The 18,903-nt window shown below is 47.3% G+C and carries 18 protein-coding genes; 9 read left to right on the top strand and 9 right to left on the bottom strand.

Annotated elements, in window-relative coordinates; genetic code table 11:
* Nucleotides 1-19: 19 nt before the first annotated feature.
* Nucleotides 20-343, bottom strand: coding sequence for a LapA family protein (locus tag ACTHTS_RS03075; RefSeq protein WP_070583678.1), 324 nt, complete (start codon nucleotides 341-343; stop codon nucleotides 20-22).
* Nucleotides 344-556: 213 nt separating this feature from the next.
* Here ACTHTS_RS03075 and ilvE point away from each other — a divergent pair, with 213 nt between their 5' ends.
* A complete protein-coding gene (gene ilvE, locus ACTHTS_RS03070; RefSeq protein WP_049323817.1) occupies nucleotides 557-1,555 on the top strand; it encodes a branched-chain-amino-acid transaminase in 999 nt (332 codons plus the stop codon).
* 1,092 nt (nucleotides 1,556-2,647) lie between these two features.
* Entirely contained in the window at nucleotides 2,648-4,888 is a 2,241-nt protein-coding gene (locus tag ACTHTS_RS03065; RefSeq protein ID WP_440369187.1) for a right-handed parallel beta-helix repeat-containing protein, read from the top strand.
* Between the two features lie 92 nt (nucleotides 4,889-4,980).
* Here ACTHTS_RS03065 and metE read toward each other — a convergent pair whose 3' ends face one another.
* The 3 genes from metE to iscX all read right to left on the bottom strand — a co-directional run bounded on the left by metE (nucleotide 4,981) and on the right by iscX (nucleotide 8,596).
* Nucleotides 4,981-7,257, bottom strand: coding sequence for a 5-methyltetrahydropteroyltriglutamate--homocysteine S-methyltransferase (metE, locus tag ACTHTS_RS03060; RefSeq protein ID WP_070583672.1), 2,277 nt, complete (start codon nucleotides 7,255-7,257; stop codon nucleotides 4,981-4,983).
* 89 nt (nucleotides 7,258-7,346) lie between these two features.
* Nucleotides 7,347-8,228, bottom strand: a complete 882-nt coding sequence (gene metF, locus ACTHTS_RS03055) for a methylenetetrahydrofolate reductase (RefSeq protein ID WP_070838637.1) — start codon at nucleotides 8,226-8,228, stop codon at nucleotides 7,347-7,349.
* Between the two features lie 170 nt (nucleotides 8,229-8,398).
* Complete coding sequence (gene iscX, locus ACTHTS_RS03050) at nucleotides 8,399-8,596, bottom strand: Fe-S cluster assembly protein IscX (RefSeq protein ID WP_003682097.1); 198 nt, start codon at nucleotides 8,594-8,596, stop codon at nucleotides 8,399-8,401.
* Between the two features lie 300 nt (nucleotides 8,597-8,896).
* Between iscX and ACTHTS_RS03045 the strand changes: the two genes are divergently transcribed.
* The gene (locus tag ACTHTS_RS03045; protein WP_440369163.1) at nucleotides 8,897-9,517 is read left to right on the top strand and encodes a hypothetical protein; all 621 of its coding nucleotides are present in this window, start codon (nucleotides 8,897-8,899) and stop codon (nucleotides 9,515-9,517) included.
* A 76-nt stretch (nucleotides 9,518-9,593) separates the two neighbouring features.
* On the opposite strand, the gene fdx is transcribed toward ACTHTS_RS03045, so the two are convergent.
* The 4 genes from fdx to hscA all read right to left on the bottom strand — a co-directional run bounded on the left by fdx (nucleotide 9,594) and on the right by hscA (nucleotide 12,953).
* A complete protein-coding gene (gene fdx / locus ACTHTS_RS03040; RefSeq protein WP_003686005.1) occupies nucleotides 9,594-9,935 on the bottom strand; it encodes an ISC system 2Fe-2S type ferredoxin in 342 nt (113 codons plus the stop codon).
* Between the two features lie 92 nt (nucleotides 9,936-10,027).
* Nucleotides 10,028-10,390 carry a TIGR02328 family protein gene (locus tag ACTHTS_RS03035; protein ID WP_440369162.1) on the bottom strand — a complete coding sequence of 121 codons (363 nt, stop codon included), beginning with the start codon at nucleotides 10,388-10,390 and terminating at the stop codon, nucleotides 10,028-10,030.
* 61 nt (nucleotides 10,391-10,451) lie between these two features.
* Nucleotides 10,452-11,027: a hypothetical protein gene (locus ACTHTS_RS03030; RefSeq protein ID WP_440369161.1), complete on the bottom strand. Its 576-nt coding sequence runs from the start codon at nucleotides 11,025-11,027 to the stop codon at nucleotides 10,452-10,454.
* 66 nt (nucleotides 11,028-11,093) lie between these two features.
* Nucleotides 11,094-12,953 carry a Fe-S protein assembly chaperone HscA gene (gene hscA, locus ACTHTS_RS03025; RefSeq protein ID WP_440369160.1) on the bottom strand — a complete coding sequence of 620 codons (1,860 nt, stop codon included), beginning with the start codon at nucleotides 12,951-12,953 and terminating at the stop codon, nucleotides 11,094-11,096.
* 245 nt (nucleotides 12,954-13,198) lie between these two features.
* Between hscA and rpsF the strand changes: the two genes are divergently transcribed.
* The 5 genes from rpsF to mltB all read left to right on the top strand — a co-directional run bounded on the left by rpsF (nucleotide 13,199) and on the right by mltB (nucleotide 15,863).
* Nucleotides 13,199-13,570 (top strand): 30S ribosomal protein S6, encoded by a 372-nt coding sequence (gene rpsF, locus ACTHTS_RS03020; protein ID WP_003686150.1) that lies wholly within the window; start codon nucleotides 13,199-13,201, stop codon nucleotides 13,568-13,570.
* Nucleotides 13,567-13,869, top strand: coding sequence for a primosomal replication protein N (gene priB, locus ACTHTS_RS03015; protein ID WP_180947864.1), 303 nt, complete (start codon nucleotides 13,567-13,569; stop codon nucleotides 13,867-13,869). Before rpsF ends, priB begins: the two co-directional genes overlap by 4 nt.
* A gap of 6 nt (nucleotides 13,870-13,875) precedes the next feature.
* Entirely contained in the window at nucleotides 13,876-14,106 is a 231-nt protein-coding gene (rpsR, locus tag ACTHTS_RS03010) for a 30S ribosomal protein S18 (RefSeq protein ID WP_003678863.1), read from the top strand.
* A gap of 16 nt (nucleotides 14,107-14,122) precedes the next feature.
* The gene (gene rplI / locus ACTHTS_RS03005; RefSeq protein ID WP_003678862.1) at nucleotides 14,123-14,575 is read left to right on the top strand and encodes a 50S ribosomal protein L9; all 453 of its coding nucleotides are present in this window, start codon (nucleotides 14,123-14,125) and stop codon (nucleotides 14,573-14,575) included.
* 208 nt (nucleotides 14,576-14,783) lie between these two features.
* On the top strand, nucleotides 14,784-15,863 hold the full coding sequence (gene mltB, locus ACTHTS_RS03000; RefSeq protein ID WP_440369159.1) for a lytic murein transglycosylase B: 1,080 nt from the start codon (nucleotides 14,784-14,786) through the stop codon (nucleotides 15,861-15,863).
* Between the two features lie 57 nt (nucleotides 15,864-15,920).
* On the opposite strand, the gene ACTHTS_RS02995 is transcribed toward mltB, so the two are convergent.
* A complete protein-coding gene (locus ACTHTS_RS02995; RefSeq protein WP_254321551.1) occupies nucleotides 15,921-16,634 on the bottom strand; it encodes an aldose epimerase family protein in 714 nt (237 codons plus the stop codon).
* Between the two features lie 198 nt (nucleotides 16,635-16,832).
* Here ACTHTS_RS02995 and dnaX point away from each other — a divergent pair, with 198 nt between their 5' ends.
* A complete protein-coding gene (gene dnaX / locus ACTHTS_RS02990) occupies nucleotides 16,833-18,836 on the top strand; it encodes a DNA polymerase III subunit gamma/tau (RefSeq protein WP_128581495.1) in 2,004 nt (667 codons plus the stop codon).
* Nucleotides 18,837-18,903 lie beyond the last annotated feature (67 nt).

Here is an 18,903-nt window from a genome sequence, read left to right as displayed (position 1 = left end):
CCTTTATTGATTGGTGGCGTTACGCTTTGGGAGTGGCTTCGGAAGTCGTTGCCGGTGTTTCGGTTTTGACCGGGGTCAGGTCTTTTTCGGAAAGGTGGGCGTATTTTTTCACTTCGGCACGCAGGCGGTTGTTTTCGCTGCGCAGGGACAGCAGACGGCCGAAGAGGGCAAACATACCGAACACGATGCCGATAATAAAGGCACCGAAAAGCACGACAATCAGTGGCAGATTGACGTTTTGGCCGGGCAGGTAGAAGAAGGATACGGTGTGGGTATTGGTGATGGCCAGCAGGAGGAAAACAAGAAGAATCAGGATTTTGATGATGGTAGAGATGAGTTTCATGGGTTGCTCCGGGTGGGCCGCGGTTGGGGCAGGCCGTCTGAAAAATGGTATCAGTTTAAACGATTTGCCGGATTTCGGATAGGACGGCATGTTTCAGACGGCATGGGAAGGGTATCTTTAATGCTGACGGGTACTTGTCAAACCCATATTGAAAGGCGTATTGTTCAGTCTTTAGTTATTATCTTACAAATCAGAATAAGAAAGGCAATCATCATGAGCAGACCAGTCCCAGCCGTATTCGGCAGCGTTTTCCACGCTGAAATGCCCGTTATCGCTTATCGTGAAGGTAAATGGCAACCGGTAGAATGGCAATCTTCCAAAGACCTGACACTCGCCCCCGGCGCACATGCTTTGCATTACGGCAGTGAATGTTTTGAAGGTTTGAAGGCATTCCGTCAGGCAAACGGCAAAATCGTGATGTTCCGCCCGACCGCCAACATTGCGCGTATGCAGCAAAGCGCAGATATTCTGCACCTGCCGCGTCCTGAGACAGAGGCTTATTTGAATGCTTTGATCGAATTGGTCAAACGTTCCGCCGAGGAAATCCCTGATGCGCCTGCCGCTTTGTACCTGCGTCCGACTTTGATCGGTACCGACCCTGTGATCGGTAAAGCCGGTTCTCCTTCCGAAACTGCTTTGCTGTACATTCTGGCTTCTCCTGTCGGCGACTATTTCAAAGCCGGTTCGCCCGTTAAAATCTTGGTGGAAACCGAACACATCCGTTGCGCCCCACATATGGGTCGTGTGAAATGCGGCGGCAACTACGCTTCCGCCATGCCTTGGGTATTGAAAGCCAAAGCCGAATATGGTGCAAACCAAGTGTTGTTCTGTCCGAATGGCGACGTTCAGGAAACCGGCGCGTCTAACTTTATCCTGATTAACGGTGATGAAATCATTACCAAACCGTTGACAGACGAATTCCTGCACGGCGTTACCCGTGATTCCGTACTGACAGTTGCCAAAGATTTGGGCTACACCGTTACCGAGCGCAACTTTACTGTCGATGAGCTGAAAGCAGCTGTGGAAAATGGTGCAGAGGCGATTCTGACCGGTACGGCTGCTGTCATTTCTCCGGTAACTTCTTTCGTGATTGATGGCAAAGAAATCGAAGTGAAGAGCCAAGAGCGCGGTTACGCAATCCGTAAGGCGATTACCGACATTCAATACGGTTTGACAGAAGACAAACACGGTTGGTTGGTCGAAGTTTGTTAAATAGAGCGTATTTAATAAAAAAGGCCGTCTGAAATATTTTTTCAGACGGCCTTTTTTTATTGGATTTTAGATAGGGAAAACAATAATAAAATGCTAAATTTTACAAACAAACGGTAGCGTTTTAAGATAATCGGTATATAATGCGCAATTATGTTGTAAAAATACACATTGAAAATATCGAATTTTATTGATTTTTCGATGAACTTAAAAACATTTATAGATATTTATTTTGTATATTTTGTAAATTTAGTTAAATAGGGAATGCTAAAAACATATCGTGTTAGAATTCCCCTCCTTTTTGGCTTCGCGGGATTAACTCTGTCACGCCAAAAAAGAAAAACAATGCAAGATAAAACCATTTTTATTTTGCTATAAAAATCAAAAATAACTTAACTTTGGATGAACTAATCAATTAAAAAGGGACTCTGATACATTTCCGTCAAAAATAACCGGATACATGGTGCGCGGACAGATTGCCTATAAAAGTCATCCAAGGGTTCTGTCTAAACACCATTACCGTTTCTAATTAGAAAACCGGCAGAAGGGGAAACGCTGCCGAGTTTCTCAAAGTGGCCAGCTTCAGTTTGGCCTTTATACAGGCAATTGCTGTTACGACAGAATCCGTCTTACCTCTTTATTCAATCGAACTTTTTTGTTGCACGCTTGTGCGGTGGGAAAGGACGATATTTGATACAAGGAAATACGCTGATTATGTCACATAAACTTGCTCCTCTTGGTCGTACCCATATCCGTCACGGCTCCTCAACTCCTGAAACCACTTCCAAATCATCTTCTCCGCTAAAAGAATGGATACACACTCAAAATTGGGGGGATAGTCCGTCGGTTTTTCCAGAACCCAAGCGATTAAGCGGTAAAAATACTGTAACGAGAGAGGCGGTTCATGTAGCTGAGGCAGAAAGATTGGACAGCACTTCATCATCTTCAGACGGTCTTGTGACAAAAATGCATGTCGCACGGGCCAGCGTTGCTTCTGTAAGCAGCGTTTCCAGTAAAAACACCATTGCGCCTAAAGTAACAAATAAACCTGCCGCTACCGATAAAGCAACGGCAGCCAAACCAGTCAATAAATCGATGGAAAAAGTCCTGGCTGAAAGGCAAAAAATTTACGAAGAGGCTAAAGCAAAAAAAATAGCCGAAGCCGCCGCAGCTAAAGCAAAGGCGGTTGAGCGCGCAAAAGAAGCGCATAAAGCGGCAGTCGAAAAAGCGATTGAAGAGCGTAAAGCCAAACAAGAAGCCGCCCGCAAAGAGAAAGAGGCAGAAGACAGAATTGCCGAAGGAAAAGAAACAGTCGAAATTACCCATAAAAAGAGTTTGAACGATTCAGACGGTCATCATAAAGTTACGAGCGTTTCTTTCGGCAAAAAAACAGCCATGAGTCACGATAGCCACCTCAGCTCAAGCAAAGAAAACAAAATTGACGATCATGCCGAAAGCAGGGCCGGTGTATCTGGAAAATACCGCGTGTATCAATCTAAAGAGTACGGCAATTATGTTCGTGTGAATGATTTTGGTGCCGATGCGCAGGGTAAAAAAGACAGCCTTCAGGCATTTAAAGCGGCTTTAGAGGCGGCTCATAAAGAAAAAGCCATGGTCTTTTTGGATGGTACTTACTATATTTCCAACCAGATTGTGATGGATAAAACCGTTTCCGGCGCGCGTGGTTTGTTTGGTTCGGGGATGGGTAAAACCAAAGTAACGTTTGATAAGGCGCAGACGGGCGTGTTCAATCCGGACACCAACCATGATGATATTCGCCAATTTGCCGGTATTTTAGTCGATGGACAAAACAATAAAACCATTGCCGACTTGTCGGTTCAATATACCAACCCTGATTTTTACCGAAAAGGCTTAAGCTATTTTGGCAAGGTAAACGGCATTTTGGTGAACGATGCGGACAATACTTTAATCAGCAAAGTAGAGGTTTCCGGTGCCAACCGCGCTGGTGTGATGTTTACGTCGACCGCTTCTTTGGAAACGGAAAAAGGGCATAAGTTGACCTTTAAAGCGCGCGTACAAAGCGGCGAAATTGATGAAACATACGAAGCGCTGCCTTTGGGTGAAAACAACCGTATTATCGATTCGTATTTACACCACAACCGCGTTGCCGGTGCGCTGATCGGTTTTCAACAAAACTTTATCGGCGAGGGCAACCGCTTGGATTGGAACGGCCACGAAGCGGATGGCGGTACCGGCTACGGTATGGCTGTGGCTGCCGGAAGCTACAATTACGGCATCACATACCGTAAAAACACGACCGACCACAACTACCGCAAAGGTTTGGATGTGCATGATGGTACAGGTATTGTTATTGAAGACAATGTGTTAACGGGTGACCGGCTGTATGGCATTGCTGCCTACAACCGCCAGTTTTCTATGGATAAAGTCAAAATTACGGGCAATACCATTATCCAAGACCCGAGCTTCCGTTTAAATGTTGATGATGACTTGGGTAAGTACTACCACATGTATTCAGGTATCCAGGTGCAAACCAATACCCAATACAAAGATTTGCACTCGGCTGACAAAGGCTATTTCGATATCAGCAATAATGTCATTAAAAATCTGACGGTTTATCAAAACAATATTCAGACTTACGCGATTGAGTTCCGTAACCATGAAAGCAAAATGGATTACACGCTCAATATGGCAAACAACAAGATCAGCGGCGAATCTACAAAATATCTAATTGCCGTCATCAACGATACTTACGACCGCGTTTTATCTAAAAACGGCATTGGTAGCGGTACCATTACCATCAGCGGCAATGATGCCGATATCGGCAAGATTATGAAAGGCGCAGTACCGGTTTATGTGGAAGAACACCATGGTAATGTCGCTATGCATGGTGCGGTGACCATTCACAACAACAAAATTTCCGTGCGTGAAAAATCTGACGGCTATGTCGAATTTGCTTATTTGAAAAGCAATGCCAAAGAGTACAACATCACCAATAACACATTGAAGCTTGGTGGTGCTCTGGATGATGTTTTGGTAGACGTACACAGTACCAACCCTAAGGGCAAGGCATCTTTAAATGTAGCTAACAATAAAATCATGACGGACATTAAAGGTGAACTGTATGATTCATGGCTGCGCTTTGAAAATAACATCAAAACGTATTCAGAAGGCAATAGCCATAACGGCGAAGCACAGAAAAAGGTGAATACGACCGGCAGTAAAGTTGCATTGAGTGATATCTTGTCAGAAGCCAACCATATTGTTGAAACGACTAAAGAGACTGTGTATCACCATACTAAGAACGTGTATACATCAGGAGTGGAAGAACATCATACAACGACAGGGATTTTGTAAGCTGTTGAAGTCGTAATCTTTATAGTTTAAATATCGATAAATAAAAAAAGGCCGTCTGAAAATTTTCAGACGGCCTTTTCATCTAACTCACATTATTTAGCCAGTTCGGCACGCAGTTTGTGGGTTACGTTCATCATCACTTGGAGTTGTTCCAGAGTTTCTTTCCAACCACGTGTTTTCAGGCCGCAGTCTGGGTTCACCCACAGACGTTCAACCGGTACAACCTCGATGGCTTTGCGCAACAGGTGCTCAACTTCAGCTTCAGTCGGTACGCGTGGGCTGTGGATGTCGTAAACACCTGGGCCGATGTCGTTCGGGTATTTGAATTCGCCGAACGCAGTCAAGAGCTCCATATCGGAACGTGAAGTTTCGATCGTGATGACGTCAGCGTCCATAGCGGCGATGGCTGGCAGGATGTCGTTGAACTCGGAGTAGCACATGTGAGTGTGGATTTGAGTGCTGTCTTCGCAACCGGTAGAGGACAGGCGGAAAGATTCACCGGCCCAGTTCAGGTAGGCGTCCCAATCGGCACGTTTCAAAGGCAGACCTTCGCGGATGGCAGGTTCGTCAATTTGGATGACTTTGATGCCGGCTTTTTCCAGATCCAATACTTCGTCGTTTAAAGCCAGTGCGATTTGTTTGCACACGGTAGAGCGAGGAATATCGTTGCGGACGAAAGACCATTGCAGAATGGTTACAGGGCCGGTCAACATACCTTTCATCGGGCGTTTGGTCAGGCTTTGTGCGTAAGTAGACCAAGCCACGGTCATGGCTTCAGGACGGCTTACGTCACCGAAGATGATAGGTGGTTTAACGCAGCGTGAGCCGTAGCTTTGTACCCAGCCGTATTGGGTGAATGCAAAACCGCTCAACAGTTCGCCGAAGTATTCAACCATGTCGTTACGCTCGGCTTCGCCGTGTACCAGTACGTCCAAGTCCAGTTTTTCTTGCTCTTCAACCACCAAGGCGATTTCTTTTTTCATCGCGGCTTCGTAATCGGCGGCAGACAGTTCGCCTTTTTTAAAGGCTGCACGTGCTTGGCGGATTTCGGTAGTTTGTGGGAAAGAACCGATGTTGGTAGTCGGCAGCAGAGGCAGGTTCAACCATGCTTGTTGCGCTTTGATACGGTCGGCAAATGGAGATTTGCGTTGGTCTGCGTTGGCAGGCAAATCGGCCAGGCGTTTGGCAACGTCTGCACGGTGGATTTCGCTGCTGTTGGCACGGGAGTCGGCAGCAGCTTGGCTGGCAGCCAGTTCTTCTGCAACAGAATCACGGCCTTCGTTCAATGCGGCTTTCAGAACGCGCAATTCTTGAGTTTTTTGCAGGGTGAATGCCAACCAAGAGTACAGGTCAGGTTTGTTGGCTTTCAGTTTTTCTTCAACTGACAAGTCAAATGGAGTGTGCAGCAGAGAGCAAGAGCTGGAGATCCACAAACGGTCGCCCAGTTTGGCTTGCAGAGGCTCGACAGTTTCCAAAACTTTGTTCAGGTTGGCGCGCCAAATGTTGCGGCCGTCGATAACGCCGGCAGACAGAACCTTGTCGTAGTCGGCAAATGCGTCCAGTTGCTCAGGGGCGCGTACCAAGTCGATGTGCAGGCCGTCAACAGGCAGGGATTTCAGCAAAGCAGCGTGTTCGGCAACAGAACCAAAGTAAGTGCTCAGCAGGATTTTGGCGCTTACTTTGCTCAAAGTAGCGTAAACGTCTTTGTATGCTTCTACCCATTCTTTAGGGAGGTCAACAGTCAAAGCAGGTTCGTCGATTTGAATCCACTCGGCACCGGCTTCAACCAAAGCAGTCAGGATTTCAACGTAAACAGGCAACAGTTTAGGCAACAGGCTCAGACGGTCGAATTCAACAGCGCCTTTTTCTTTACCAACCCACAGGAAAGTCAACGGACCAACAACGGTCGGTTTGGCTTTCAGACCCAAAGCTTGGGCTTCTTGCAGTTGTTGAACGTAGTGTTTGGCGTTCGCTTTGAATTCGGTATCGGCGTGGAATTCAGGCACCAAGTAGTGGTAGTTGGTGTCGAACCATTTGGTCATTTCGATAGCGAATTGGTCTTTGTTACCACGGGCCAGTTGGAAGAATTGTTCCAAAGACAGGTTTTGGCTGTCGAAGCCGAAGCGGGCAGGGATGGCACCGGTAGCAACTTGCAGGTCGAGTATGTGATCGTAGAAAGTGAAATCGCCTACAGCAACGTAATCAGCGTTGGCAGCAGCTTGGTGTTTCCAGTTTTTCTCGCGCAAGTCTTTAGCAACAGCCAGCAATTCTTGCTCGCTGATTTCTTTGCGCCAGTATTTTTCTTGTGCGAATTTCAATTCGCGGAAGGCACCGACGCGCGGGAAGCCTGAAAAATGTAATGTTGTCATGTTAACTCTCCTAGTTGGAATTTTGAATCAGGCCGGTATGGTCTGAATGTTCGATATTGTAAATCAGAATGGGGAGGCCGTCTGTTTTATTAACGGGGGCGTACACCCAAAATATGGCAGATGGCGTAAGTCAGTTCGCTGCGGTTGAGGGTGTAGAAGTGGAAGTCTTTGACACCTTCACGCGAGAGGACTTTGACCATGTCGATGGCGATGCTGGCGGCAACAAGGTTGCGCGTGCCTTGGTCGTCATCCAAACCTTCGTACATTTTAGACAGCCAGCTTGGGATTTTGACGTTGGTCACTTGAGCCATTTTGGTCAATTGTTTGAAATTGGTTACAGGCAGGATGCCGGGAACGATTTCAACGTCAATGCCCATCATCACGCAACGGTCGCGGAAGCGCAGATAGCTTTCCACGTCGAAGAAGAATTGGGTAATAACGTGGTTTGCACCCGCATCAATTTTGCGTTTCAGATTGATTAAGTCGGCTTGTGCGGATTTGGCTTCCGGGTGCACCTCTGGATAGGCCGCTACGGAAATATCAAAGTCGGCCACGGAGCGCAACAGTTTGACCAAATCTTCGGCATAGAAAGGTTTTTTCTCGTAGCCAGGCGGCTCGTCGCCACGCAGGGCAACAATGCGGCGGATACCGTTGTCCCAATAGTCTTTGGCGATTTGGCGCAACTCGTCAGGGCTGGCATCGATACCTGTCAGGTGGGGGGCGGCGTCAAGGCCGGTTTCTTGTTTGATGCGTTTGACGATGCTGTGTGTGCGGTCGCGTTCGCCGGAGTTTGCACCGTAGGTTACGGAAACGAATTTCGGATGCAAAGTTTGCAGGCGATGGATGGAATCCCATAGCATGGTTTCCATTTGTTCGTTTTTCGGCGGGAAAAATTCGAATGAAACATTGATGTCGCCTTTCAAATCAGAAAGGCTGTTGTTTAAAGCGGCGATTTCTCGAGCGTGATTCATGGTTATGCACCTTCTGCATATCTTTTATTTGTTGTCAGACTGCATAATAAATTTGAGGTTAACATGAGTCAATTTCGAAATTTTCCGAAATTGTATGAATAGATTTAATAAAGACCTCAGGCCGTCTGAAAAACAGCCTGAGGTCTTGTTTGATAGGGAAGGGAGAAAGATTATTCTGCTTCATCTATCCATGCTTGTTGCACGGCTTCGAGAATACGCTCGCCGCAACGCGCCGGATCATCGTCAAATTCAGGCAGAGCCATAATCAAATCACGTAGTTGGGTGAAACGCACGGTTTTCGGATCGATGCTGTCGCCGTGTAAGTCGTAGAGTTCTTCGGCGATGCGTTGGGTATCTGTCCATTTCATGATGTGTTCCTTTATTGGGTTTGGGCTATTAGTAATTATTTTAATCAAGAAGAAGTCGGACTGCCAGATTGTTTTACGGAAGATGGGCAGATAAATGATGGCGCTATTTTTTAACAAAATAGCATAGTTGCGTTAAAATACGGCAAGACACTTAAAATTCACGGCAATCTGCCGTTTTATACTTTCTATTCCGCTTTGTATGATTTGGTTTTCATACAAAATTTACATTTTGTTATGCAACCAAATTTTTTGGAATGGCTCTTAAGAAAATCCATCGCTTAAAAATAAAAGGAAAAAAAGATGAATAACGCACTCAACGCCAAGCTGTCCAAACTGATTTACGCGCTTGCTTCCGATGATCCGGAGTATCTGTCTAAAGCAGGCGCATTTGACCGTTTGCTGTTGTTGGTTCGCGAATTTTATCGGATGCTGGATGAAACAGAAGGTTTGAAGCAGCTGGTGTTCCGTCTGTATTACGGCAAGCATTATGGTTTGATTAAACTGGATGCCGCTTCACCCAATGACGATGCAGGCGCGTTGAGGCTGAAACGTTGGATGGTTTATTCGCGTATCGCCGAGCGTATCGAAAATTGCGGCAAACATTTGTCGGTCGTACTTGAGGATGTGGTGTTGGAAAATGGCGCAAACAAATCTCATTATATAGATGAAGCCAATGCCATTATCGAGCGTTTCGGTTTGGTAAGGGATGAGGCTGCACTCTCGGCCATCAAGGCAGAGGAAGCGTTGAAAGCAGAGGCTGAACTGCCGACCGTAAACAAATCTCAGAATGCTGCTCCCCGTTATAACGGCAATATGCATCAAATCAGAATGCAAGAAAAAATTGAAAATTATTCCGCTACGCAGAAAGTGGCCTCCATGCAGATTTCGCGTATGCGTTTTATTTTTCCTCATATCAAATAATTTGCTGTATCACCAAAAGGCCGTCTGAAAACCATGAATTTGTGGTTTCAGACGGCCTTTTTCATTAAGCCTTGTTTTAGTGGTCTTCACGCGCGTGGTTGATCGTATATTTAGGAATTTCTACGACCAAATCTTCATCGGCAACGACTGCCTGACAGCTCAAGCGTGAATCGGCTTCCAAGCCCCATGCTTGGTCGAGCAGGTCTTCTTCCAATTCGGTTGGTTCTTCCAAGCTGTCAAAACCTTTGCGGATAATCACGTGGCAGGTTGTGCAGGCACAGGATTTTTCACAGGCGTGATCGACTTCGATATCGTGGTCGAGCAGTACGTCAAGGACGGTTTGGCCTTCCGGTGCGTCTTCGATAACCGCGCCTTCGGGGCATAATGTCGCGTGTGGGAGTACGGTAATTTTTGGCATTTTTATTGTCTCAGTTGTTTAAGAGTGGTTGTGGTTAAAGCGGTTTCAGACGGCCTTGGATATTCAATATTCAGGCCGTCTGAAAAATGGGTTTATAACATGATGCCTTTACTTTTTAAATTTTCCAGGCATTCGTCCAAGTAGGCATCATCATGTTCGGTATAAATCGGCGAAGTAGCTGTTTCAGCCGCGTGCGAATGGTATGGGGCAACGGCTTTACCACGATATAGCGGGTCTTTCCATAAGGCATCGGGTTTGTAACCGCGCTTTTTCATCTCTTCCATAATCAACGCGTGATATAGATAGAGTTTGTAGGGCGAATGGGTAAAAACGTAATTAACCGTCGCATGCGGCCTGCCCCAGCCTGCTCCGCGTAAAGCGGCGCATTCGCGGTGTTGCCCCAAAAGCTGGGCTCGGGGGAGTAGGGGGATAAGGGTTTGGTGCCAGAGTCTCATGTTTCGCGGAGTGGTTAAAGTGTCTCAATGGTCAACGGAAGTAGGGTAAAGTCTAGGGCGATCAGTTTTTACGTTGTTTAGTTATTCTCGCTTGCTTGGCTGCTGCCTGAATTTCTCTGTCGCGTCGCCACAGGCGGTAAAAAAGAGGCGCCAAGGTCAGAAGCAGGGTAATTAAGGCTGCTTTTAGTCCTGCTGATAATCGTCGGATAAGTGAATTTGAGGTAAAAGACAAAGGTTCTACACGACCTTCCGTTAAACGATAATGACTGGTTCTCGTTTCTGCGATGATGGGGTCAATATAGATGAGTTCGTATTCTTCAGTACGTATGCGTTTTAAACTGCAAGTGGTTTTCAAAGGTGCGATGCAATTATCGTTATTAGAGATTGATGTACACACTTTGTCCTTCTTAGCATCGAACTGATTCCATAGTTTCATGGTACAACTACTATTGTCGGTTGTGAGAATGGCGATTTGAAACGAGGCATTTACTTTATTACCTTGGGTGTAAGTTTCGTGTTCAGGTGGTAAAAAATGAGATACGGCGTCTCCAATTAGAATGGATACGGTCAGTCGCCAAACGAGAAACCAAACGACACTCAGTATTTTCAGTATTATTAGTCGAAATCGATTGGACATTTTTTACTATTCTTTCTTTTTCAGACGACCTCTCTATTTCCAAAGGCCGTCTGAAACCATTTGCCGTCAAATATTATCAACACTTTGACCTGTCAGCGCACGTTGGATGTTACGGTTCATGCGCTTGGCGGCGAAGTTGTCGGTGCTGTGGCTGAGTTTGGCAACGGCGGCACGGATGTCTTCGGCTTTGCCGTCTTTCAGACGGCCTTGCAAGTTGGCGATGTCTTGTTGAATCTGTTGCAATTCTTCGGCTTCCAACAAGTCGCTATCCAACTCAAGGGCGGCGTTGACAGCGTCGGTCAGGCTTTCGGCTTCGACGACGGCTTCGGCGCGTGCGCGTGCGGCCATGTCTTCGGCGGCGTTGCTCATGCTGTCTTTGAGCATTTGGGTGATGGTGCTATCGTCCAAGCCGTAGGAAGGTTTGACTTCGATTTGCGCCTGTACGCCGGTGCTTTGTTCTTGGGCGGAAACGGACAGCAATCCGTCGGCGTCAACTTGGAAGGTCACGCGGATACGCGCTGCGCCTGCTGCCATGGGTGGAATGCCGCGCAGGGTAAATTTGGCAAGGCTGCGGCAGTCGGAAACGAGTTCGCGCTCGCCTTGCACGACGTGTATCGTCATAGCGGTTTGACCGTCTTTGAAGGTGGTGAAGTCCTGCGCGCGCGCGGTAGGAATGGTGGAGTTGCGAGGAATGATTTTCTCGGCAAGACCGCCGTAGGTTTCCAATCCGAGCGACAAAGGTGTAACGTCAAGCAGCAGCCATTCGCCGTCGGTTTTGTTGCCGGCAAGGACGTTTGCCTGTATGGCGGCACCGAGTGCAACCACTTCGTCGGGGTTGAGGTTGTTCAGCGGAGTCTGACCAAAGAAGGTGGCAACTGCTTGTTGAACGTGCAACATGCGGGTAGAGCCGCCAACCATAATCACGCCCTTGACATCGGCCTTGGTTACGCCGGCATCTTTCAAAGCCTGTTTGACGGGCTCGATGGTTTTTTGTACCAGATTTTGGGTCAGATTGTGAAACTCTTGGCGGGTAATGACGGTATGAACTTTATGGCCGTCTGAAAGTGTGGCCTCGATGACGGCTTCGGTTTGAGTGGTCAGTTTTTCTTTGGCAGTACGGACAAGGGAAAGCAGAAGTTGGCTGTCTTGTTCGTTGAGTTTGGAAAGGTCGTTTTGTTCGAGCAGGTGGCAGAACAAACGATGGTCGAAGTCATCGCCGCCCAATGCGCTGTTGCCGCCGGTGGCTTTAACTTCAAACAGGCCTTTGGTCAGTTGCAATACGGATACGTCGAATGTGCCGCCACCCAAGTCGTAAACGACAAACGTGCCTTCTGATGCGTTGTCCAGTCCGTAGGCGATTGCGGCGGCGGTCGGCTCGTTGAGGAGGCGCAATACATTCAAGCCTGCCAAACGCGCAGCATCTTTGGTGGCTTGACGTTGGGCATCGTCAAAATAAGCGGGTACGGTAATGACGGCACCGACCAAATCTCCGCCCAATGATTCTTCAGCACGCGATTTGAGGGCTTTGAGGATTTCTGCCGATACTTCGATAGGCGTTTTGGCACCTTGACGGGTGTTTAACTCGACCACGCGCTCATTGGGTGTAAATCGATAGGGCAGGTATTGCGCCTCTTGTGCGAGGTCGGTAAGGGTGCGGCCGATTAGGCGTTTGGCGGAGCTGACTGTATTTAGCGGATCGGTTTTTTGGGCAGAAAGGGCGTTTTTGCCGACTTCAACTTCGCCATCTAAATAACGGACAACCGAAGGCAGGGTGGCGCGGCCGTCTGAATCGGGCAGGCAGACTGCGCTACCGCTGCGGACGGTGGCAACCAAGCTGTTGGTTGTACCTAAATCAATGCCTACGGCGAGGCGGTGTTGATGGGGGGCGGCGGACATGCCGGGTTCTGAAATCTGCAAAAGAGCCATGATTGTGTGCCTTCTGATGCTGTATTTATTAGGATGGGGCAGATTTTAGCAGATTTTTGGCAGATAGTTGAGTGGTTTGCTAGGAAATAACCATAAGGCCTAATGTTGTTTTTTAATTGAAAAGAAAGTGGATTTTGAATTCAGACTTGTATTTTTTAAGAAATGCGGATAAAATTCGACCTCTTTGCCTTGCCTTTTACTTCGCATGGTGAAAGGCTGTTTTTAATCATCCATAAGGAGATAACATGCGTCATTACGAGATCGTGTTTATCGTTCATCCTGATCAAAGCGAGCAAGTGCCTGCTATGGTTGAGCGTTACAAAACCATGATTACTGAAGCCAGCGGTAAAATCCACCGTTTGGAAGACTGGGGCCGTCGTCAATTGGCTTACCCAATCAACAAAATCCACAAAGCACACTATGTTTTGATGAATATCGAAACTACTCCTGAAGTGGTTGAAGAGCTGGAAACTGCTTTCCGCTTCAATGATGCCGTACTGCGTCACCTGACCATCAAAACAAAACACGCTGTAACTGAAGCTTCCCCAATGCTGGGCGGCGAAAAAGCAAAAAACTTGCTGAACGGTGCAGCTGAAGAAGTTGCAGCAGCTGAATAAGATTGAACAATCTGATTAAGCTTACCGCCCGTATCTTGCAGGTTCAGCCCTTGAGATATACGCCGGCAGGAATTCCTGTTTTAGATATTGTGTTGCAACATGAGTCTTGGCAGGAAGAAAACGGACAGAAATGTCTGGTCAAGTTTGAAATCCCTGCGCGGATTTTAGGTAAGCAGGCTGAGGAATGGCAGTATCGGCAAGATGCCGTCATCGAATCGGAAGGTTTTTTGGCGCAACGCAGCCAACGCTTCCCCAAGCCGGTACTACGCATACAGAACATTAAAGAATATAAAGGTTAAACGACAATGGCTCGTCAATCATTCAAACGTAGAAAATTCTGCCGCTTTACGGCTGAAAAAATCCAAGAAGTTGATTACAAACAAGTTGATTTGTTGAAAGACTTCATCTCTGAAAACGGCAAAATCATCCCTGCTCGCATTACTGGTACTAAAGCACACTACCAACGTCAGTTGGCTACTGCTGTGAAACGTGCCCGTTTCCTGGCTCTGTTGCCTTACACCGATCAACACAAATAATTTTGGAGTTTAAATCATGCAAATTATTCTGTTAGAAAAAATCGGCGGTCTGGGTAACTTGGGTGACATCGTTACCGTTAAAAACGGTTACGCACGCAACTTCCTGATCCCTGCCGGTAAAGCAAAACGTGCAACCGAAGCCAACATGAAAGAATTCGAAGCACGCCGCGCTGAATTGGAAGCCAAACAAGCTGAAATCTTGGCTGATGCTAAAGCCCGTCAAGAAAAACTGGAAGGCCAAACCATTACTGTTGCTCAAAAAGCCGGTGTTGATGGTCGTCTGTTCGGTTCTGTTACCAATGCCGACATCGCTGAAGCGATTGTTGCTGCCGGTATCCAAGCTGCTAAAGCAAACGTACGTCTGCCTAACGGTCCTTTGAAAGCTGTTGGCGAATACGAAGTTGAAGTGGCTCTGCACACTGACGCTGTTGCTAAAATTACCGTTGCTGTTGTTGCAGCCGCTGAGTAATTGATTCATTCAAGGCCGTCTGAAAATCAAGGGTTTCCTTGGATTTCAGACGGCCTTGTTTATGTGCTTGAGCCGAAGCAAATCGATGTCGAGTTGCCTATATTTTTGGCTGATTAAAAAGTATGGCGGTTGGCATAGAGAGATGATGTGTTGGACGAATATTCTTTCGTATTCGGATTTGTCATGGTGTTTAATAAAGAGATTATTTATGAATAAAATCAAAATCTTTGGGATGGGTCTGGCTGCTTTGGCTCTGGCTTCATGTAGTACCCCACAAAAGCCTGCTGTTGATACGGCAAAACCTGTCGAGCCTGTTTCCTCTGTAAAACGCCCTGTATTTGATGCAGCGGCTGAATCTGTTGCCAGCAGCGGTTTTAATGAAAACGTCAATGTTCAGCAGTTTATCCAATATGAAGTGAAAAACCGTCGTTTTAGTGCGGAAGAATTGCGTAACTTCTTCAATGGCGTGGTGTATAAAGGCAATATTATTACCATTATGTACCGCCCAAGCACTTCGCGTCCGTGGTATGAATTCCGTACCGGTAACTCCGGTGCAGTCAAATTTAACGGCGGCAGACAATTCTATGCGGCAAACCGTGCCGTAATCGATGATGTGGCGCGCAAATACGGCGTACCTGCCGAATTGATTGTGGCGATTCTCGGTATTGAAACCAATTACGGCAAAAATACGGGCAGCTTCCGCGTTGCCGATGCCTTGAGTACATTGGCCTTTGATTATCCCCGCCGTGCCGAATTTTTCCAAAACGAATTGAGCGAACTTTTGCTGATGGCAAAAGAAGAAAAAGAAAATATTTTTGACTTCAAAGGCAGCTATGCTGGCGCGATGGGCATGCCGCAATTTATGCCTTCAAGCTACCGTAAATGGGCGGTGGACTATGATGGTGATGGTCATCGCGATATTTGGAATAATGTCGGCGATGTGGCAGCTTCTGTCGCCAATTATATGAAACAGCATGGTTGGCAGACCGGCGGTAAGATGGTTGTGCCGGTAAGTCTGACGATTACCCCACACTTGCAGGCGATTATCGATGAGAAAACTGCCTTGACGCGCACTGTCGCAGATTTCAAAGCTTTGGGTGTCGTGCCTCAAGCTGCTGTTGCGGATAATGAAAAGGCTGTATTGTATGCTTTGGAGACCAGCCCGGGCGTATTTGAATACTATTTGGGCCTGAATAACTTCTACACAGTATGGCAATACAACCACAGCCGCATGTATGTAACAGCGGTACGCGATATTGCGAATGCAATCAATAACAATGGACTGTAAGCTATAAGAAAACCACCCTTTGGGGTGGTTTTTAAATATTGAGGATTTGTAAGGGGGTTAAGCCATCAGTCTGATTTTCATGGCGTAACGTTTTTTACTGTGTCCTGAAACAAACTGTCCTCCTCGGGCAGGGGATAAAAACGCATTGCCTTCTGCGGTTGGCTCTGCACAAGTATATTGGCCGTTTCGATCGCTCCAGAGTGCGTACACAGGCAGATTGTGGGTGCGGATATCTAGTTTCAAGCCGTCAAATGCAACGTGTGCATCCTGGTCGGAGGAAACAAATTCGGTATGGGAGATATAGTCGGCATCGTATGGTGCGCCGTTGAAATCAAATTGTGTGCCGGCAGCGGTAAAGTAGGGGTGGAATCCCGGAGACGTGCGGACGGGCGATTCGCCGTAATTGCAGACGGTCAGGATGGCAATGGCTTCATTTTCGTTAGGTAGGCTGTAATCGAGCAACCATTCGACGTGTTCATAGCCTTTTTCTGTGCTGATTAATTTCAAGCCGATATCCGATTCATTTTGATGACGGATTTCCCAGTCTGAAGTTCTGCCGAAACCATGTTGGGCCAGATGATTTTTGCTGTCCGGTCCGAATTGGGGTAAGCAAACGTGCATGCCGCCGCGTAATTTTGTATCATCGCCCACGTGGACGCTGGTTTTCGGAAATAAGACTTCCCGTCCTTTTAGAATCAGGGAGTCAATATATCCGCCTATTGTATTGACTTGCATAGTGGCTGATTTGTTGTGTAGTATGATTTCAGTCATAATGATTTGAGTTTCAAATTGTTTATCATTTATGTAGTATTATAACATTGCGATGACATGCTGTCGCTGTCGGCTTGATAGAAAATCCTTAATAAAAATCAAAAAAATGCTAGAATATATGCCATTTTCTGAGGCCGTCTGAAAAGCGGATAATTCTTTTCAGACGGCCTTCCGATTTATTTCCCGTAGAGAAACAACATGGCTTATCAAGTTCTTGCACGAAAATGGCGCCCGAAAACCTTTGCCGATTTGGTCGGTCAGGAACACGTCGTCAAAGCCCTGCGCAACGCGCTGGACGAAGGCCGTCTGCACCATGCCTATCTGCTGACAGGGACGCGCGGTGTGGGTAAAACCACGATTGCCAGGATTTTGGCCAAGAGTTTGAACTGCGAAAATGCCGTGCATGGCGAACCATGCGGTCAGTGTGAAAGCTGTACGCAAATCGACAGCGGCCGTTATGTGGATTTATTGGAAATCGACGCGGCATCGAATACCGGTATCGATAATATCCGCGAAGTGTTGGAAAACGCCCAATACGCGCCGACAGCGGGTAAATACAAAGTCTATATCATCGACGAAGTGCATATGCTTTCCAAAAGCGCGTTCAATGCCATGCTGAAGACTTTGGAAGAACCGCCTGAACACGTTAAATTTATTTTGGCGACCACCGATCCGCATAAAGTCCCCATTACCGTATTGAGCCGCTGTTTGCAGTTTGTTTTGCGCAACATGACAACCCAGCAGGTTGCGGAGCATTTGGCGCATGTCTTGGATCGTGAAAACGTTCCTTATCAGCCGCAGGCTTTGCAGCTTTTAGGACGTGCCGCCGCCGGTTCGATGCGCGATGCGCTGAGCCTTTTGGATCAGGCGATTGCCATGGGTTCGGGTAAAGTGGCCGAACAAGATGTCCGCCAGATGATCGGAGCGGTCGATAAACAATACTTGTTTGAATTGCTTGAAGGAATCATCAATCAAAACGGTGAGGCCTTGCTGGAAAAAGCTCAGGAAATGTCCGCCAGAGCGATTGGTTTTGACAGCGCATTGGCAGAATTGGCCATGCTGTTGCAACGTTTGGCTTTGATTCAAACCATTCCTTCCGCCTTGGCGAATGACGACCCTGAACGTGAAACTTTGCTGCGATTAAGTCAGGCTTTGAGTGGCGAGCAGATTCAGCTTTATTATCAATGTGCTATTCATGGTAAACAGGATTTGCCGCTGGCTCCGGATGAGTATGCCGGTTTTGTCATGACGCTTTTGCGCATGCTTGCATTTGCGCCGTTGGCTGCTTCGGGTTGCGATACGCAAAGTCAGATTGAACACACGAATTTGCATTCCGACCATCAGAAAGCTGAGGCCGAAAAAAAGCCTTTTCAGCTGCTGAAATCTGAGCCGATAGCAGCACCGGCGGTTGAGAAAGAGGCTGTTTCTGCCAAGCAGGATACCGTTGAAAGGCCGTCTGAAGAAACGGTTCAGCCTGTTCAGCAACAACAGGCGGATGTGCCGCCTTGGGAAGATATGCCGAGCCAAGTATCGGCTGAGCCGCCTCAAACACAAACGGCGCAGATGCAAGAAACTGCGGAGCCATTGCCTGTTGCAAAAGTTCAGACGGCCCCTGAGCCGGAAGCATATCCGCACATGGATGATGAAATTCCGCCTCCGTATTTTGATGAAGCATATGCATATGAAGATTCACACCGTGCTGATGTGATAGAAGTGCCGCAGCCGGTTGTGTCTGCTGAGTCTGAAGAAGAGGAGGGGGATGAAGAAGAGCTTCAGTTCGCTCCTTTGCCTGAGTTTAAAACTGAGAATTGGCACAGCATTATCGAACGCTTCGCCCGTAAATTAGGCGCAGCGCAGATGTTGGCACAAAATGCGGCATGGACGAGTTATGATGCGGAAGCAGGTTTAATCATGCTGTCGTTGACGGATGAGGCCAAAGCCACCGCTAATAAAGAGCGCTTGGACAAAATCTGCCAGACATTGAGCGAGGCCTACCATCTTGGTAATTTAAGGTTGCAAACCGAGCCTTGGCAGGATGATAAAGGCTGGGAAACGCCGGTGATGCGCCGCAAACGTATTCAAGAAGAAGGACGGCAGCAGGCGCAAGATTTGCTGGAAGCGGATACAACGGCGCAGAAAATTTTGCAAACCTTTGAAGCGCAATGGCTGCCGGATTCTTTAGAATTAGCAGGACATTCTTAAAATACTGACATACAAGGCCGTCTGAAAGGCAATAGTGTTTTTCAGACGGCATGAGTGAAACCCATTT

Source organism: Neisseria sp. P0019.S003 (genome assembly GCF_051957115.1).
Classification (GTDB): Bacteria; Pseudomonadota; Gammaproteobacteria; order Burkholderiales; family Neisseriaceae; genus Neisseria; species Neisseria flavescens_D.
The sequence above is the reverse complement of the archived record's forward strand: the minus strand, read 5'-3'. Positions and strand labels throughout refer to the sequence as shown.

Excerpts from the sequence above, each read along its gene's own strand:
- metE (WP_070583672.1), bottom strand. The coding sequence starts at position 7,257 with ATGACAACATTACATTTTTCAGGCTTCCCGCGCGTCGGTGCCTTCCGC.
- mltB (WP_440369159.1), top strand. The coding sequence starts at position 14,784 with ATGAATAAAATCAAAATCTTTGGGATGGGTCTGGCTGCTTTGGCTCTG.
- rpsF (WP_003686150.1), top strand. The coding sequence starts at position 13,199 with ATGCGTCATTACGAGATCGTGTTTATCGTTCATCCTGATCAAAGCGAG.
- fdx (WP_003686005.1), bottom strand. The coding sequence starts at position 9,935 with ATGCCAAAAATTACCGTACTCCCACACGCGACATTATGCCCCGAAGGC.
- ACTHTS_RS03045 (WP_440369163.1), top strand. The coding sequence starts at position 8,897 with ATGAATAACGCACTCAACGCCAAGCTGTCCAAACTGATTTACGCGCTT.
- ilvE (WP_049323817.1), top strand. The coding sequence starts at position 557 with ATGAGCAGACCAGTCCCAGCCGTATTCGGCAGCGTTTTCCACGCTGAA.
- iscX (WP_003682097.1), bottom strand. The coding sequence starts at position 8,596 with ATGAAATGGACAGATACCCAACGCATCGCCGAAGAACTCTACGACTTA.
- rplI (WP_003678862.1), top strand. The coding sequence starts at position 14,123 with ATGCAAATTATTCTGTTAGAAAAAATCGGCGGTCTGGGTAACTTGGGT.
- ACTHTS_RS03030 (WP_440369161.1), bottom strand. The coding sequence starts at position 11,027 with ATGTCCAATCGATTTCGACTAATAATACTGAAAATACTGAGTGTCGTT.
- ACTHTS_RS03035 (WP_440369162.1), bottom strand. The coding sequence starts at position 10,390 with ATGAGACTCTGGCACCAAACCCTTATCCCCCTACTCCCCCGAGCCCAG.
- rpsR (WP_003678863.1), top strand. The coding sequence starts at position 13,876 with ATGGCTCGTCAATCATTCAAACGTAGAAAATTCTGCCGCTTTACGGCT.
- metF (WP_070838637.1), bottom strand. The coding sequence starts at position 8,228 with ATGAATCACGCTCGAGAAATCGCCGCTTTAAACAACAGCCTTTCTGAT.
- ACTHTS_RS03075 (WP_070583678.1), bottom strand. The coding sequence starts at position 343 with ATGAAACTCATCTCTACCATCATCAAAATCCTGATTCTTCTTGTTTTC.
- ACTHTS_RS03065 (WP_440369187.1), top strand. The coding sequence starts at position 2,648 with ATGGAAAAAGTCCTGGCTGAAAGGCAAAAAATTTACGAAGAGGCTAAA.
- dnaX (WP_128581495.1), top strand. The coding sequence starts at position 16,833 with ATGGCTTATCAAGTTCTTGCACGAAAATGGCGCCCGAAAACCTTTGCC.
- hscA (WP_440369160.1), bottom strand. The coding sequence starts at position 12,953 with ATGGCTCTTTTGCAGATTTCAGAACCCGGCATGTCCGCCGCCCCCCAT.
- ACTHTS_RS02995 (WP_254321551.1), bottom strand. The coding sequence starts at position 16,634 with ATGACTGAAATCATACTACACAACAAATCAGCCACTATGCAAGTCAAT.